General features: G+C 47.2%; 11 protein-coding genes and 3 pseudogenes. 7 read left to right on the top strand and 7 right to left on the bottom strand.

The annotated features are described in order from the left end of the window. Positions 1-64: 64 nt before the first annotated feature. The 3 genes from ATN88_RS06180 to ATN88_RS06170 all read left to right on the top strand — a co-directional run bounded on the left by ATN88_RS06180 (position 65) and on the right by ATN88_RS06170 (position 2443). A complete protein-coding gene (locus ATN88_RS06180; RefSeq protein ID WP_067412966.1) occupies positions 65-766 on the top strand; it encodes a YadA C-terminal domain-containing protein in 702 nt (233 codons plus the stop codon). Positions 767-885: 119 nt separating this feature from the next. Then, positions 886-1227 carry a thiamine-binding protein gene (locus ATN88_RS06175; RefSeq protein WP_067412962.1) on the top strand — a complete coding sequence of 114 codons (342 nt, stop codon included), beginning with the start codon at positions 886-888 and terminating at the stop codon, positions 1225-1227. A 133-nt stretch (positions 1228-1360) separates the two neighbouring features. Further along, positions 1361-2443: a site-2 protease family protein gene (locus ATN88_RS06170; protein ID WP_067412958.1), complete on the top strand. Its 1083-nt coding sequence runs from the start codon at positions 1361-1363 to the stop codon at positions 2441-2443. A 64-nt stretch (positions 2444-2507) separates the two neighbouring features. Here the strand turns inward: ATN88_RS06170 and ATN88_RS06165 are convergent. Continuing rightward, positions 2508-3745, bottom strand: a pseudogene (locus ATN88_RS06165) (Nramp family divalent metal transporter). Positions 3746-4291: 546 nt separating this feature from the next. On the opposite strand from ATN88_RS06165, the gene ATN88_RS06160 reads away from it, so the two are divergent. From ATN88_RS06160 to ATN88_RS06150, 3 genes and pseudogenes are all read left to right on the top strand, one after another. Beyond that, entirely contained in the window at positions 4292-5386 is a 1095-nt protein-coding gene (locus tag ATN88_RS06160; protein WP_067412950.1) for an SMP-30/gluconolactonase/LRE family protein, read from the top strand. A 23-nt stretch (positions 5387-5409) separates the two neighbouring features. Continuing rightward, positions 5410-6018, top strand: a complete 609-nt coding sequence (locus ATN88_RS06155; RefSeq protein ID WP_067412946.1) for a hypothetical protein — start codon at positions 5410-5412, stop codon at positions 6016-6018. Between the two features lie 196 nt (positions 6019-6214). Further along, positions 6215-6963, top strand: a pseudogene (locus ATN88_RS06150) (class I SAM-dependent DNA methyltransferase). Positions 6964-7001: 38 nt separating this feature from the next. Here the strand turns inward: ATN88_RS06150 and ATN88_RS06145 are convergent. From ATN88_RS06145 to ATN88_RS06130, 4 genes are all read right to left on the bottom strand, one after another. Then, positions 7002-7730, bottom strand: coding sequence for a hypothetical protein (locus ATN88_RS06145; RefSeq protein WP_067412942.1), 729 nt, complete (start codon positions 7728-7730; stop codon positions 7002-7004). A 131-nt stretch (positions 7731-7861) separates the two neighbouring features. Beyond that, positions 7862-8785, bottom strand: a complete 924-nt coding sequence (locus ATN88_RS06140; protein WP_067412937.1) for a class I SAM-dependent methyltransferase — start codon at positions 8783-8785, stop codon at positions 7862-7864. A 442-nt stretch (positions 8786-9227) separates the two neighbouring features. Next, complete coding sequence (locus tag ATN88_RS06135; protein WP_067412934.1) at positions 9228-10238, bottom strand: M14 family metallopeptidase; 1011 nt, start codon at positions 10236-10238, stop codon at positions 9228-9230. Positions 10239-10278: 40 nt separating this feature from the next. Then, complete coding sequence (locus ATN88_RS06130) at positions 10279-11748, bottom strand: glutamate--cysteine ligase (protein WP_067412931.1); 1470 nt, start codon at positions 11746-11748, stop codon at positions 10279-10281. Between the two features lie 317 nt (positions 11749-12065). Between ATN88_RS06130 and ATN88_RS06125 the strand changes: the two are divergent. Then, positions 12066-13297, top strand: a pseudogene (locus ATN88_RS06125) (DEAD/DEAH box helicase). Between the two features lie 46 nt (positions 13298-13343). Here the strand turns inward: ATN88_RS06125 and ATN88_RS06120 are convergent. Together ATN88_RS06120 and ATN88_RS06115 are read right to left on the bottom strand one after the other, a co-directional pair. Next, on the bottom strand, positions 13344-13646 hold the full coding sequence (locus ATN88_RS06120) for a hypothetical protein (protein WP_157490668.1): 303 nt from the start codon (positions 13644-13646) through the stop codon (positions 13344-13346). A 213-nt stretch (positions 13647-13859) separates the two neighbouring features. Continuing rightward, positions 13860-15482: a CHASE domain-containing protein gene (locus ATN88_RS06115; protein ID WP_083539427.1), complete on the bottom strand. Its 1623-nt coding sequence runs from the start codon at positions 15480-15482 to the stop codon at positions 13860-13862. Between the last annotated feature and the right edge of the window lie 86 nt (positions 15483-15568).

The raw sequence follows: 15568 nt of genomic DNA, 5'->3' as shown, positions 1-15568 counted from the left end.
CTTAGCACTCTCTTTCAACGAATGGATGCTCTTCGCTGATTGAACAATATAGAGAGCTAATTTTATGAAAAAGACTGTACTTGCAATGTCTGTTGCTACCCTTTTCTCCGCTGGCGCGATGGCAAATAACATCAATGTAGATGTCGACAATAGTGTGCCGCACATTCCTAACAATGGTATTGAATTGCCCGTTGATCGCCCAATGCCAGACAATACGCCATCTCGTCCAGAACCTGTGGATCCAAGCTTTGGCGTAAAACCTGACAGCAATGTGCCAGACCGAGACGGCCCGAACTACACACCAGAACGCCCGCAACCTGCGGATCCTGATTTTGGCGTAGATGTTGACTCAGCACCTGACCGCCCACAACCAGCAGACCCTGACTTCGGCGTAGATGTCGATTCAACACCTGACCGTCCAGAGCCGGTTGACCCATCTTTTGGTGTAAGCACACCAACAACCGGGGATTTGGTTGCCGACCTTGAAAAGCAGATGAATCACCGTTTTGATGAAATGTCAGAGCACATGGATGGTATTCGTGCTGGTCTGCACGCAGTGACTAACGCAAGACCGTTTGTCACACACGGTGAGTTTGCGGTAGGCGCAGGTATCGGTTTTGCTGGCAGCAAGGAAGCACTCGCGCTGGGCGGGGCATATGGTTTAACGGAGAAAATCAGCCTGTCCGGCACCTTCCACTATGAAACCTCTGGCAAGATTTCAGGCTCAGAAGTTGCCGGTGGCATGGGTATTCAATACAAGTTTTAGGCTCAATCAGCGCCTACGCCCCGGGAGACCGGGGCTTTCTCGTTTGACTTTTCACTAATGCGAGATTGAAAAAAGGTGATAGCATGCTCGCCTCAACGATTCACTGTAAACACGAATAAATGAATAACGAAAACCCAGTGCTCAACGACGTATTTGTCGCGTTCCAAGTCATTCCCCGTCTCAAAGAAGGCAACAACTTTGAAGTTGTCGATAAAGCCATTGATGTCGTCAAAGCCGCGAATGTGCCCTATCAGGTAGGTGCAATGGAAACCACGATGAAAGGCGAACTTAACCACCTGCTTGAAATCGTGAAGCAAGCCCAACAAGCGTGTTATGACGCTGGTGCGCTGGAAGTGATCACCAACATCAAGATCCATAGCAAAACAGAAGCCGCCACCGACACCTTCTGCACCTATGACCGTGGTGTTACCAAAGCGAACTATATGTTTGTCGATAAGTAATGCCATTTGTCGCCATAGCGAACATCGCTATGGCGGTAACGTCTCCTTACCACCAACTGTTTTCACTGCACTTCACCCAACCCCCTAAAAACGTTAAGATCCAAAGCCTGTTAACCGATGTAATGACACCAGTTTGGAACTATTTAATCTCTCCTGTTTGGGCAAGCCGCTTCGCTTAGAAGGCTCTATGGCTGGCTGGCAACAACTCTATTGGGACAACCAGCTCGTTTCTCAGCTAGCAGCAACTGCAGATAGCGAAGAAGCGAAAAACCACTCTTTTCAGCTTACCGCGGATGATCAAATTATCACTGTGGATGTGACATCCTCCGTCAACTGGCAGCCGTTCTTGGTGGAATATCAAGTCAGCGTTAACGGAGAAGTTGTCGAGTCTGGCTCTCGCAATGAAAAAGATATTGAGCGACAGCAGCCTGTCGTAACACCGCAAGTAAAACCGAAACTCAGCTTGATTGGTCTGGCTTCACTCGGTCTCAAACTCTTTAAGAGTGCCAAGGTCATTAAAGTGGTCTTGGCAGGTGCTAGTTTTGCCGCCTATTCTTGGCTCTTTTCTTGGCAGTTTGCACTGGCACTGATCGCTTGCTTGGTCGTTCACGAATACGGGCATATTCGTGCCATGAAATACTTCGGTATGAAGGTGAAAGGCTTTTATCTGATTCCGTTTATGGGCGGACTTGCGCTGTCTGATGAAAAAATAAACACGCGCTGGCAAGATGTCGTTATCTCCGTCATGGGACCGACATTTGGTCTGTTTATGTCGCTGGCTGCCATGGTGGCATATTGGGTGACAGGCAATGTCTTCTTCGCAGGACTGGCCACCTTTAACGCCCTCCTCAACCTGTTCAATCTGCTGCCTATTCTACCTCTCGACGGCGGGCACATTTTGAAAAGCATCAGCTTTTCCATGAACAGTATTGCGGGTCTGATTGCCTGTATCGCAGGTGCTGCAATTGGGGTGTTTGTCAGCTATGCCTTTGGACTGGCTTTGCTGGGCTTCTTGCTACTCATTGGCAGTGTCGAAATCATCTTTGAGTGGAAGTATCGTCATCACACGCACTTGCTTCCTCTCAACCGCTACGGGCAAATATTCAGTACCGTTTGGTATTTCGCCACGGTGGCAGCACTTGTCGGCGTGATCATCTACTTCGCGTCAAAAGGTGACGACATGTTGGCTTTGCCATTGATGATCCTGCAAAGCTAAACGCTTTTCCTACCAAAAAAACACCGGCCAAGGCCGGTGTTTTTGTATCCCGTGTATTAGCTTGTCAAAATGCCAATGTCCACAACAAGAAAATGTTGAGCGACAGAACAAACAGCACCACAACAATACCGATATATGTGGTCAGTTTCTTGTTCGCAAACTCTCCCATCAAGCTGCGATTATTGGTAAACATCAGCAGCGGAATGATGGCGAGTGCAATCCCGAAACTCAGAATCACCTGGCTCAGTACCAATATCTGGGTAGTGTTTACGCCCAAAGCAATCACCACAAACGACGGCACCATGGTCACCAGGCGTCTAACCCAGAGCGGGATCGAGAACTGAACAAATCCCTGCATCACCACGTCGCCCGCTAATGTGCCAACAACTGTCGATGACAAGCCTGAAGCAATCAAAGACAAGGCAAACAGATGCGCTGCGAAATCACCCAAAAGTGGCGTTAACGTCATATATGCTGTTTCAATCGACGCAATGTCTTCACGGCCAGCTTGGAAGAATACCGCGCCTGCCATCGCCACAATGGCAATGTTTACAAAGCCAGCAACCACCATGGCCACCATCACATCGAGACGTGTCGAACGGAGGCGATAGGCTTTAGACAGCCCGTAATCATTTTTAAAGAGTGCTGAGTGCAGGTAAATAACGTGCGGCATGACTGTGGCACCCAGAATGCCCGCGGCAAGATACACCTGTTCTGCGCTATCTAAGGTCGGCTCAAACAACCCTTTGACGACTGCACCTGTCTCTGGGTGCGAAAAGAACAACTCAACGACATAAATACCAGCGACCAATAGAAGTAATGAGCCAACCACCAGCTCAAGCGGCTTCTGGCCACGCTTATTCAGTGCCAAAATGACGATGGTCGCCACAGCGGTGATCATCGCGCCTTCCATCAAACTCACACCGAACAGCAACTGGAAGCCTACCGACGCACCAATAAACTCAGCCAAGTCTGTCGCAATTGCGATGAGTTCAGCCTGAATCCAGTAAAGTCGTGTTGAAAGCTTGTTAGGCAGGCGGTCTCGAAGGTGTTCGGCAAGATTTTTACCCGTCACTATCCCCAACTTGGCAGAGAGATATTGGATCAGCATCGCCATTAGATTGGCAAATAGCACAACCCACAAGAGTTGGTAGCCATAAGATGAACCGGCTTGAATGTTTGTGGCGAAGTTCCCAGGGTCGATGTAAGCAATCGCCGCGATGAAGCAGGGCCAATCATCAGAAGTTTTTGACGCAGGAATCTGTTTCCTGTCTTTTCAGAAGGGGTTTGTTCGTCTGACATATGAGCTACAACAACCTGAGTGATGGGAAAAACCTAGGTGCTCACTCTATGTTGTTCAACTCAAGACTACCAATCGGTACGACTTATCGAATCAATTCTCAAAAGGCCGACAAATTCTAAAATTACGGTTCAGACCACGTTTGATATAAATTCCGCTTTTCACACGAAGGGGAGCACTTAAACATGTAAAATCCTTCGACAGTTGCGCGCTTGCGAAACTTAGCGACTTATTCGCTAGGCATTTATACCCTTGATTTATAGATATAATCACCTCAACATTCGAATACTCACTTAACCAATGATTTTATTAAGAATATTAGGTGATTCTTAATCACGAAATGGCCATTCTCAATCTGGCGACTTATCGCATCGAAATACCCCTATAAACTGTGCTCATACTTTTCACCTCCTTTTGTTCTCATCTATGAGTCATCTCGTTTATGAGACATTTTTTACTTCACAGATACACGTATCTTGGGATCTCAAGGAAGCGTGAATTGGTTTGCAAAAAACAAATCCAGTTCTGAAGTAAGTAAGGGGATACACATGAAAAAGTCGACGTTAGCAACATTGGTGCTTTCAACCGTTTTTGCGCATCAAACCTACGCTGCGTGTCTAGGTAACGTTTACTCTTTAAATGCGGGTCGTGGCGACGTGGGGATATTGGTTGATGTTCAAGAAACCAATAAGTTCACGGGGGTATACAATGGCAGCCGCGCACTTGCGGTATCGCGAGCTGAATTCAGCGCATCGGCAATGACGTATGACAGTATCAATAATCGCATCTACTATGTGAGTGCGCCTCGACCCAAAACCTACCATGTTGAAGGCTTAGAGAATTTTGTCAGTGATGATGAATTTAATAATCTCAGCTTTCACGGAGCGACTTACGATCCCGTCCAACTTGCTTACTATGACCCTGACACAAAGACTCACACGATTGTAGGAACAGTGCCTGCTGTTTTCAGAATGGCGTTCAATGCTACCACAGGACAAATCGTCGCTTCGGACAACATGAAAATCTTCTCGATTGATCCTGCATCAGGCACGACAACGCCAATCGCAGATTTTGACTCGGGCCTGATTAGTGGAGGCTTCACGTCTTGGGGCGACTTCATTTATTACAAAGGAGAACTGCTGTTTGTCAGCAATACGCGCACCTTTGTGATTAACGAATCAACAGGCGCAGCTACCATCAAAGCGTTTCACTACATCGACTTTGTCACTGGTGCCACCTTGGACCAAAACGGGCAAATGCTTGTTGCAGCCAAAAACCAAAATGTCACGGGCAATATCAACAGCACCTGGCTTTGGCGCCTTAATCCCGCCACTGGCGAAAAAGCGTCTGTGGGCTTAATACCCGCAAGGTTAAGTGCACTCGCGACGAACACGCAAGAGGACCATACCTGTTATCCGCCAACGGTCTTCCCGAGTGAGAAAGTGAACGACGTAGGCAGTATCACCACAGCCAATGTCGAAGAAGGGCAAACAGCGACCTTTACGGTGAACTTTGATAAAGACACTGCCGCAGCACTCGACATCAATCTGCAGCTTAACAATGGCAGCGCGGTAATCAACAGCGACTACAGTGGCTCTGTCACTATCGAGTTTGAAGATGGCACCTCAACAACGGCGAGCTAAGCAGCACAGGGACCAAAGTAAATGTGCCTGCGGGTAACGGTTGGTTAAAAGTGAAAGTGAATACCATTGAAGACTCGACGTTCGAAAACAACGAAACCTTCTCGCTCAAAGCTTGGTTTAGAGACGATCAAAGCGATGTGAAATCCGCAACCGTCACTATCACGAATGACGATTATCAAGTGATGCAACTGCTCGGCAACCCAGAGATGAACTATCGCGGTGTGTGGGGCGAAATTGAAAACGGCCTGAACGCACGAAACCTCAATCACAGCAATGGCTCCTACAACTTTAACTGGGCAGGCCAAGGACAAGGTGCAGCAGTTTATCAATACTTCAATGTTGTTCCTGGCCAACAGTACTCGGTTCAGACAAGATTCTGGGCGCAAAACAGCGGTACTGGAGGCACACATGGTGGTGAAGTCAGAATCACCAATGGTTACAACAACAGCACGATCACTTCTAGAAGCTTCTCGCTGCGTGAAGGTAACTCGACCAATATCAATTTCAACTTCACTGCACCGTCGAACGTGAATTACTTGCGGATTCAAATCACTAACACCAGCGTGTCTTGTTGTGTGGAGAGCACGGATTTGAACGTCGACTACGCACGCGTGACGGGTCCTAAGCCTTAATCTATAGGTTAAAACCGACAAACAAAGCCACTCATCTTGAGTGGCTTTGTTTTTACGTCACGCTCACCTCATCCACCCAATCAATACACCGCACTGTAACTGGAAAATATTTGCACAGACTAAGCGATATTTGCTTCGCATTTTTTTGCAATCGATATAGTATGCGCCACCTCCATTTTTCTGGTGAATTCAAGCGATGACTCAGGCATCCACTGCCCTTTATTCTGATTTGTCTGGTTACTACGATTTGATGTGTGCGGACATCAACTATCAATCACAAAGCGACTGCGTACGTCGACTTCATAAACTGTTTGGTAATGAAGCAAACGCCACTTGGATCTCGCCTGTGGTACGGGCCCTCACGTGCGCTTTTTCTTGGACAGTGGTTTTGAAAGCAATGGTCTGGATTTAAACCAACCTATGCTTGAGTTGGCGAAGCTTCGCTGTCCGGAAGCTGAGTTCTCTTTGCAGAATATGTGCGAATTTTCAGTTGATCAGCCCTATGATCTGATCACCTGTTTCCTCTATTCAATTCACTACAGTGGCAGCTTGGAAAACCTTGAAGCGGTTGTTAAAAATGCCCATGCAGCATTGAAACCAGGCGGTATGTTCTGCTTTAACGCTGTCGCGAAAAACATGATCAACAATGACTCTTTCGTGGCGCATAGCGTGGAACATGAAGGCAGTCACTTCACCTTCAAATCAGGTTGGTTTTATGGCGGCGAAGGCGACAAGCAAGCGTTGAGACTTCGTATCGAAAAAACCACCAACAAAGTGACAGAAGAGTGGAACGACAATCACCCAATGGTGGCTGTGAGCTTCGATGAGCTATCCGCTATTTTGGCACCTTACTTCGACGTGACTGTGCTTGAGCATGATTATGAAAAGCTGTTGCCGTGGGATTTGTCATCCGGTAACGCTATCTTTGCCTGCGTAAAACGTTAATGGGGAAAAAGCCGAGTATCAAACTCGGCTTTTTAATGCTATTGCACCGGAACGCCATTAATTGTGGCTGATGTCAGCTCATCGACAAGGTTGAGGGTAGTACCATTCTCACTAATCCCTGTGTAAGCTTCTCTGACGGTCAATCCATTTCCTACCGCAATGTTCTGAGTGAAGGTGGTTTTAGTTTCCTCTCCGTTCTCTACCAAAGTAAATTCCAGCGTCACTAAACACGTTTCAAACGTTCCCGCCGCTACTGTTACTGTCTCGCGCTTTACATAGGTCTGCTTGAGATCCAAGGTGCTGGTTTGCACACCATCTGTAAACACCGAAATAGTCGGCTGTGTGATTGATTCGCCAGACTCAAGTCCGTAGGAAATCTCAATGCCGCTCGGCTTATAAACCAGATTGTTGCCGTCGAAAAACTGCCCCAGAGTTGTGAGCGTGAGGTTGGATTCATCGAGTACAACGTAATTGAGGTTTTCGTCGGTATCATCGTACAGGCGCATTTGTCTGACATCACTTTGCCCCTCAAACGTCACGATGCCTTCTACGACTGTTCGCTCGGTCGCATTCAGTCTCGGTACGCCATTGACTGAGGTTGAAATCATTTCAACAACGTCTGTACCCACTTCATACAATGCACGATTAAAACACGCCGTCGATGTTGTGCCATCACCACGCGGAATAACGATACCTCCGTCGCCATCACCGCCACCACCACACCCGATGAGGGTGAGAGCAACTATCCCTGTTATGTATAGCTTCACCTAAATACCTCGCTAGATAGGCCATGTCCTTATGGTCTAAGCGAGTATAAGTTTCTGGATTTACATAATTTGACGAAATAATGAGACAGTGCGTAAATTAGCCTGCGCTGAAATGGTGGAAATATAATGGGTTACTGCGCGCCTTTGTAATGTGAAATTATCTCAGACTCCGAGAGAAGAGACGAAGACTTAGACCCAAGGAAATACACGCCATTGGCAGCATCAATGTTATAGCTTTCAGGAATAATAAAATCGAAAAACATTATCCAGAAAAGCAGCACTTTGACGACTTTTCCTGCATATTTTGTTCTGAACAATCCGGTAAAAAAGCCTTCTAACGCCCACAACAACTGAGTCCCTGCGCCAGAACATGCCCCCGATTTAATCAAATGAAAGTGCCTGAACAACAAACGGTGACCACTTTCCGTATATCGCGTGAAATCGTATGCGCCTTCATGTACTTGCTGTAAAAACGGTGTTTCCGCATAAACCAATCCATCGGGTTTTAGCACCCGACTTACCTCTGCGATAACGCGCTCAGGATAAAAAACATGTTCTAAAACCGCCTGCACAATCACTGCGTCAAAGCTATTGTCTTTCAATGGAATACAGTGTGCGTCCGCGATAAATTGAACATAAGGCGTTCGGTAAATATCAAAAGAAACGAGTTCAATATTACTGTCATCGTAGAAAGGCTCCATGCCTTCCCCAATCGTCGCGCCACCAACAATGAGCACTCGCGGCGTGTCAGAGTGAGCAAACAGTTGTTCAAGGAGAAGCGAAACATTTTTGCGGGTCACAAATGGCGGTGGGCAAACCAAACGCCTTAAGTTGCGGAAGATGCCATTGTACTGCACCCTCTGAATGGCAGATGTATGAGGTGAAAACGATTCGCCAACCCCAGACTGATGTTCGCTACAAATGAGGATCGGGAAGTCATCCACATGAGAGGTTGCCGTCAGGCTCTCCTCACTCGTCAGATTTGCTCGTTTATTCTCTGTGCCGCAGCATGGGTAGCGCAATAACCCAAGTACATTTTTATGGTCCAACAGCATTGTCGTCCCCAACCTTGTTATACGTCTTCAGTTCGAATAAATCCCTAAGCCACCTGAAGATTGTAATAGGAATATTTTGAGTACGTTTGCTATTCGAAAGGCAACACGTTATCGTCTTAATCTCTCCAAGGCCAATAAGTGCAATTTGATTCGTAAAAAAATCAAACTTAAAGATGACTGACCGAAAGGCAGGTATTAGTGAAAAACCAAAAGAAGGTTCATATTTTTGTGATAACACAAAAAGATAAGCATCTGGCACGCAATGACAAAATCTGACGTTTAATTAGCATAGGATTGACATAAGAAATTCGCCAAATTAATTAAAGGACAAAATTGAAAAACTATTTTTCTCAAACATCGTGAATATAGCAACGAATTTAAACGAAACACCCACCTGTAATTTAATTAGACAGCCTGTATATGTAGTCTTTCTTTTACATCTTTAATCAACGACCATATAAAATAGGCAATCTGACAATGCAATATGATGCTTTGTTGTGATCATAAATAGCTTTGCAGGATGCTTTAAACGAAGCTCTCCGTCGTTTTCATAGAACAAATCAGAGATGGGATGCTTGCCTTCACCATCATTGGTCGTCATCGCATCGAGTCCACGCTCTCCCAGCCAGCCAATCAAACTGTCTGCCGCCATCCAACCGAAATTGTGGCGATCAATATCCGGCGGTAAGGTGAGATCCGATTCTTCAACAAATCGATCGTGATAGCAGAGCGTTAAATCCGGTTTCAATTGGACACGCACGGGATGATAGAGACGCTCTACCGGCCAAAAGCCCGTGTGATTCAAGAACAAATTTTCTGCTGTCATAAAGTGGTGCAGGCCGTTCTTGGCCACTTCCACAGCGTTATGATCTTGCACACCGCCACATTCGATGGTGACAAACGGACTTTGTGCCATTGTTTGCTCCATCAAAGCGCCAAGCCTAACGCTGGTGCAAAGCATACGTTCCGTAAACAAGGAAGCGATTTGCTGGTGTTTTTCGTCATCATTAATGGTGACGGCAAAAGCTGGGCTGGTGCCGGATGTATTGTGAATATCAACGACGGCTTCAGGCTCAAGTGCTTCGATGCGAGACAAAATCTCTGCGGCCAAGGTATAACTCGCATCGTCACCCGACACACCAAAACAACGGTTCATGTCCGGTTTATTTTCTAAATGGCGTGTCGTAAAAGGCTGGTCATTCAAGGCCGCGTCGATGTTTACGATGCAAAAGTGGATGTTCACCGCGCACGCTGGCGGTGACAATGCGAAATGCCAAAACGCATTCACGCCCGAAGGTTCATTGCCATGGAGCAAAGTCACCACGACGCGGTGTCTGTCTGCATTTGTGCCCGGAAGCGTAACCCAAACAGGACCTCGCTGGGCTTCCAGCCAAGATAGCATTCCTCGCTCGTACTCTTCTTGTGTCGGCAACGGCACGTCGTGAAGCTTCATTCTCATTCCTTGCAAAAACCAGTGTGCGCTTTTTATCGCATCATAAAGTCGGCCATTGTGAAACCGGCACTCCTGATAAATATTGTTTTTGATACAGTCCAAACATACGGCTCAACGCTTCTCTGGCATCGTACTTTCTTTCTAACTCGACCAAGGTGTTCAATTGCCAGCTTGCACCATTTTGTCTTTTCGCGAGTCTGTGCTCGATAACCACCATCAGCATATCGGCTTCTTGGCGAGATACCCCTAAAGCCACCAACGAGTCTGCAACACCGGGAAGTAGCTTCGCTAAGACATCCACGAGGGCGTATTCTTCGAGTGTGCCATTGGGCGATTCCCACAGAATATTGGCATTCACACCATATTGCGCCGCTCGATAGAAGTTGTACTTCGCAAACTCAAAGGGCAACAAATCCATCAAGCGGTCAAGGTCATCTCGCATGTGATGCGCAAGTCCAATGCACAGTGCCGCATTTGCCACCATGTCGATAGTCGTTGGTCCGGCAGGTAAGCTTCTGAGTTCCACTCGCAGATGACCGCCATCGGCATCGTCATAAACCGCACGGTTCCAACTCCAAATCGTGCTTTGATGAAGGCGTAGTGCATCCAATATCGGGCCACTGCTGGCTTTGGGTGCTCGGTCAGTGACATCGGGTAATAAAACAGGTTGAAGACTCACACCCTGACGAAAAAGCTCAAGAGCACTCTTGCGTACATATCCCTTGCCATAAGATACCCTCGCAGGGATATGCCAATTCATTCCGCACTGATTCCTGCTATCTATGGATTGCTTAAACAGCGGCACGCGTGTTTCGTGCCAAAGCTTCTTCTCAAGAAAGATCGGCGAATTGGCTCCCATCGCAAGAGTAAAGATGGATGCAAGCTGAATGCCGTTATACCAATCGGCAAACTCATCCGGTTTCACGCGATAGTGAACTTGAAACGAGGTGTTCGCTCCTTCAAGCGTCAAGTCGTCAGCGTCGACTTCTAAGCTTTCCGCACCATGAATTCGGATGTGAAAAGGCCCGCCACGGGACTCACAAAGAATATCGGTCAAGGCATGGTAACGCGGCAAATCTGTCATCGACGCTAGCCCAAAATCACCTTGCCGAAGTGTCGGCAAAATACCAATCGGGGTGACATCAACCCCCATGGTTTGTGCGAGGGTTTGGAGTGACAACAGACGGTCGTCCATGTGCTTTTTGAGAAAAGTAAACGGCGCACCGGTAAAGGTGGTGTAAGGGCAGTTGTATTCAAGGTTGAAGCGGTTGATCTCAGCCGTCATTAAGGGGTCAGCGGCTTTATCAAGGAGTTCGAGGTTACAATGAGACGGTCGATGGTCTTTGTCGGTGAGGTAGAGCTCTAGCTCCGCCCCTAAGGTACAATCGCCAACGCCCCACCCCGGTGTTGCGATGAGTGCTTCCAGTTGCTCCAGCTCATCTTTAAGCTGTTTAGCGAACTGCTCGTGATCGTTTGCACTAAACGTGGTTTTATTAACATTCTGTCCCACGGCGGTGTCCTCGCGTTACTCATACCACAGCGCGAAGAAATGGAGACTCTCAACACACTCGGGTAAACATATTTAACATAGAACAAAAACACCCTAGTTACAGGAAGCTAGCTGCCTTCAGTTCACCTTGCATGCCTATATTCGCAAAGTTAAGCATTTACTCGGCTTTTTCTCGGCAACTATGTACATACTTTTCCTTTCTATCTCGGTAGCTTGACCAGCAAAACACCTTGTTGCTCTGGTCAGCTAAGCTTGCTTGGGTATCGACAAGCATTCTGATAAACTCGCGCTCCTTTTTGGTGACCGGATTTACATTCATGTCTGACAACGCGTTTTCGCTATTACACCCAACGTTGCAAGAGACACTGGCCTCTCTCGGCTACTCACAACCTACTGATATTCAGCAACAAGCCATTCCACAAGTGCTTGCTGGCAAAGACGTAATGGGTGCGGCGCAGACAGGTACCGGAAAAACAGCAGCATTTACCTTGCCGTTAATCCACCAACTTCTTGAAAATGGCGCGAAGAAAACGACGCGCGTGCTCGTGGTTACCCCAACGCGAGAGCTTGCACAACAGGTTTACGACAAAGTGGCTGAGTACAGCCAAAACACCTCACTAAGATGTGTTGCCCTTTATGGCGGTGCGAATATCAATCCGCAAAAAAGCCAGCTCGCCAAAGGCCCTGAAATTGTGGTTGGTACACCAGGCCGTTTGCTCGACCATCTGCACATCGGCACATTGAGCCTGAGCAGTCTGGATGCGTTGGTGCTTGATGAAGCTGACCGCATGTTGGATATGGCTTTATTTCTGACATCAAACGTCTGATGAAAAAAATGCCAGCAGAACGTCAAACCTTATTCTTCTCTGCCACTTATCCAAAACAAGTGATGGACTTGGCGTATCGATTGCTGAACAACCCAGTGCGAATCGAAGTGGCTGCGGCCAACAGCACCGCGGATACGGTTAATCAAATGGTTCACCCTGTTGACCGCAAGCGTAAACGCGAACTGCTGTCTTACTTGATTGGAAGCCGCAATCTGCAACAAGTTCTGGTGTTTGCGAAAACACGCCAGAGCACTGAAGCACTGGCGAATGAGCTAAAGCTCGACGGCCTCGCCGCCGAAGCGATTCATGGCGAAAAAACACAAGGTGCACGTAACCGCGCACTCGAAGGCTTCAAAGAAGGCAAAGTCAGGGTCTTGGTGGCAACCGACGTGGCGGCGCGTGGTTTAGATATTCCTTCGCTCGATACGGTCTTCAACTATGAATTACCGCATCAGCCAGAAGATTACATTCACCGAATTGGCCGCACTGGCCGCGCTGGAAAGTCAGGCAACGCCATTTCATTGGTAAGTCGTGAAGAAGAAGGCATGCTCAATGCGATTGAAACCCTGATCGACCAACGATTGCCACAAGAATGGCTGGAAGGATTTGAACCGGACCTCAATGCAGACAGAGAGCACCACGAAAAGCGCGGTGGTCGCGGCGGTGAAAAACGCCGTTTGAAGCGTCAGTTGCTGAAAAAGTCTGGTGCGAATAAACGCTAAACAATAAAGGGCGCAAAGGCGCCCTTTATTTCGTTTAATCGTTATATCAAAACGGCTGCGTAAAACTGCTAAATGCCACAACGACACACAAGATAAACGCTGGCATTCCTGCTACGAAAAACTTAAGAAATAGAGATGGATCAGCGTTCACTTTCGCAACAATTGACGCCGACGAACGCACAGTAACGTTGGCATCTTCACCGCCTTTCTGCTGCATACTCAATGTGAACGCAGAACCTGCCCAGAGCATTAACACCACAGCAAACGCATAATCAACCCAATGCGACATACCCAAAAGGCCAGTAGCTGCATCAAAACCGCCGACTAAACTCGCAGCGACTACATTCATCACCAACCCAAAATAGAAAAAAGAGAGCACTTATCCCCCAGCTTTTGTTTCTGACTTTATTTACACTCGCTCGTGTTCGTATAAGCATACAACGTACTTTATTTAATCCATAAATTTCAACGATGTTTGTCACACCACCCAATGCAAAGTGATAACATTCTCGCAAACAATACACTTTATTGTGACGTCAAAGCACAACTCACAAACGTTGAATTATGAGGATTTTTTGTCCGAGCTGGCATCATCCACACAATGCAACTGACGACTAGGAGCCATCTGCACGCGGTTTCTGCCTTCAAGTTTTGCCTGATACAGTGCTTCATCAGCGGCATTGAAAAGATCATGATGACCGACATTTGGACTTGGTACCATTTGCGCGCAACCCACACTGATGGTCACCACCCCCTGAGAGGATTGAGGATGCTCAATCCCAAGTTCAACGACGCGTTTGCGGCACTTTTCAGCAACGCTGATGGGGTCAGTGGTATCAGGGAGTATCGCGACAAACTCCTCGCCGCCGTAGCGACAAAGAACATCTTGTGCGCGTAGCAATGACATCTTCAAGGACAAGCCGATTTTGGTTAGGCAATTGTCTCCGGCCAAGTGACCGTTGTGGTCGTTAAATTCTTTGAAATGGTCAACGTCAAAAATCAGGATGGTAATGGGTGATTGGTTTCGCAGCGCCCTCGACCATTCTTGCTCTATCTGACTGTCGTAATAACGACGGTTATACAACCCGGTCAGGGTGTCTTTTTGGGTTAATTGACGCAAAGAGTCGTTGGCTTCGTCAAGGTCTCTCGTTCTATCGATCACTTCTTTTTCTACCAGCTCAGCATGGCGAAATACCAAGCGCATATACGCCGTAAAAAACAAGGTAACACCGACGCCACCTAACAAAATGACTATAGGTAGCAAGCTTTGCTTTTTATCGACGTACTGTTGTGTAGCAGAAGCGCGCATGAACCATTCTCGCCCCAAGACACTAATGTATTCCGATTGGTAATCCAAACCGGACATCAAAAGCTTGCCCTTCCCAGGCATATATTTGTAAAGCACGTCACCGTTAGCGGATTCGGTGACATCAATAATCTCTATCTCTATTTCTGGCGGCAGTTCCCCAAGTTGGGAAGCGATGAAAATGTCTCGGATTCGGAAGACACCAAGCACAACGCCTTCGAGGTTTTGGCGCCTGTCTTGAAGCGTAGAAATCGGCCCTCGATAAATCGGCACCATGGCAAGAAAGGCTTTCTCATTTGAAGTCTCTTGCACCAGCGTAATGCTTTCTGATGCGGCGGGATGACCGGAATCCCTTACGTTATAAAGTGTTGCCGATCTGGCTGGATTCGCCGTGAGATCGAAGCCCAAAGCTTTCTCGTTACCAATGTAAGGCTCGATAAAATACACCGGAAAATACTCTTCCCTTTCCCCCGCTTCGATCATTTCTCTTTCAGGAGAAAGCTCGGTGAATTTAAAGCCCGGAAATTCGCCCTGAAATGCGCGTTCAAAACGTTCCCTTTCTTCTTTTTTCACCGCAGGAATCCATTCCAGAGCCTGTATCTCTCTGTGGCGCTTTAGGATTCGCCTAGCTTCTTGCTGAAATTGTGTGTAGCCCGTGTCTGGATTACTGCGAAATAGTGTCGCGAGGGAATGCAAGGCTTCAAAGTTAGTGAAAAGGCTTTTAGAAAGAGAAGCTGCGCGTCTGTCGATGTCATTTTGAAACTCAAAGACGATGGCTTTTTTTTCTGTATCGGCTACAACCCAAGCCATTAATACAGAGAAAAAAATCCCCACAAGGACCGCTATATATTTGGTATAGCGATATGTCATAAGTAACATGCTTTCACCTAAATCACTCCGATTTCAGACACCGCATACTTATGGATAGTACAAAAAGTGAGACAATGCCCTTACTTACATGAAAT

The sequence above is a fragment of the Enterovibrio coralii genome (genome assembly GCF_001559595.1).
Taxonomy (GTDB): Bacteria; Pseudomonadota; Gammaproteobacteria; order Enterobacterales; family Vibrionaceae; genus Enterovibrio; species Enterovibrio coralii.
The sequence above is the reverse complement of the archived record's forward strand: the minus strand, read 5'-3'. Positions and strand labels throughout refer to the sequence as shown.

Bases quoted from the DNA above. Each gene is read 5' to 3' on its own strand.
- ATN88_RS06140 (WP_067412937.1), bottom strand. From the start codon at position 8,785: ATGCTGTTGGACCATAAAAATGTACTTGGGTTATTGCGCTACCCATGC.
- ATN88_RS06180 (WP_067412966.1), top strand. From the start codon at position 65: ATGAAAAAGACTGTACTTGCAATGTCTGTTGCTACCCTTTTCTCCGCT.
- ATN88_RS06135 (WP_067412934.1), bottom strand. From the start codon at position 10,238: ATGAAGCTTCACGACGTGCCGTTGCCGACACAAGAAGAGTACGAGCGA.
- ATN88_RS06175 (WP_067412962.1), top strand. From the start codon at position 886: ATGAATAACGAAAACCCAGTGCTCAACGACGTATTTGTCGCGTTCCAA.
- ATN88_RS06115 (WP_083539427.1), bottom strand. From the start codon at position 15,482: ATGTTACTTATGACATATCGCTATACCAAATATATAGCGGTCCTTGTG.
- ATN88_RS06160 (WP_067412950.1), top strand. From the start codon at position 4,292: ATGAAAAAGTCGACGTTAGCAACATTGGTGCTTTCAACCGTTTTTGCG.
- ATN88_RS06120 (WP_157490668.1), bottom strand. From the start codon at position 13,646: ATGAATGTAGTCGCTGCGAGTTTAGTCGGCGGTTTTGATGCAGCTACT.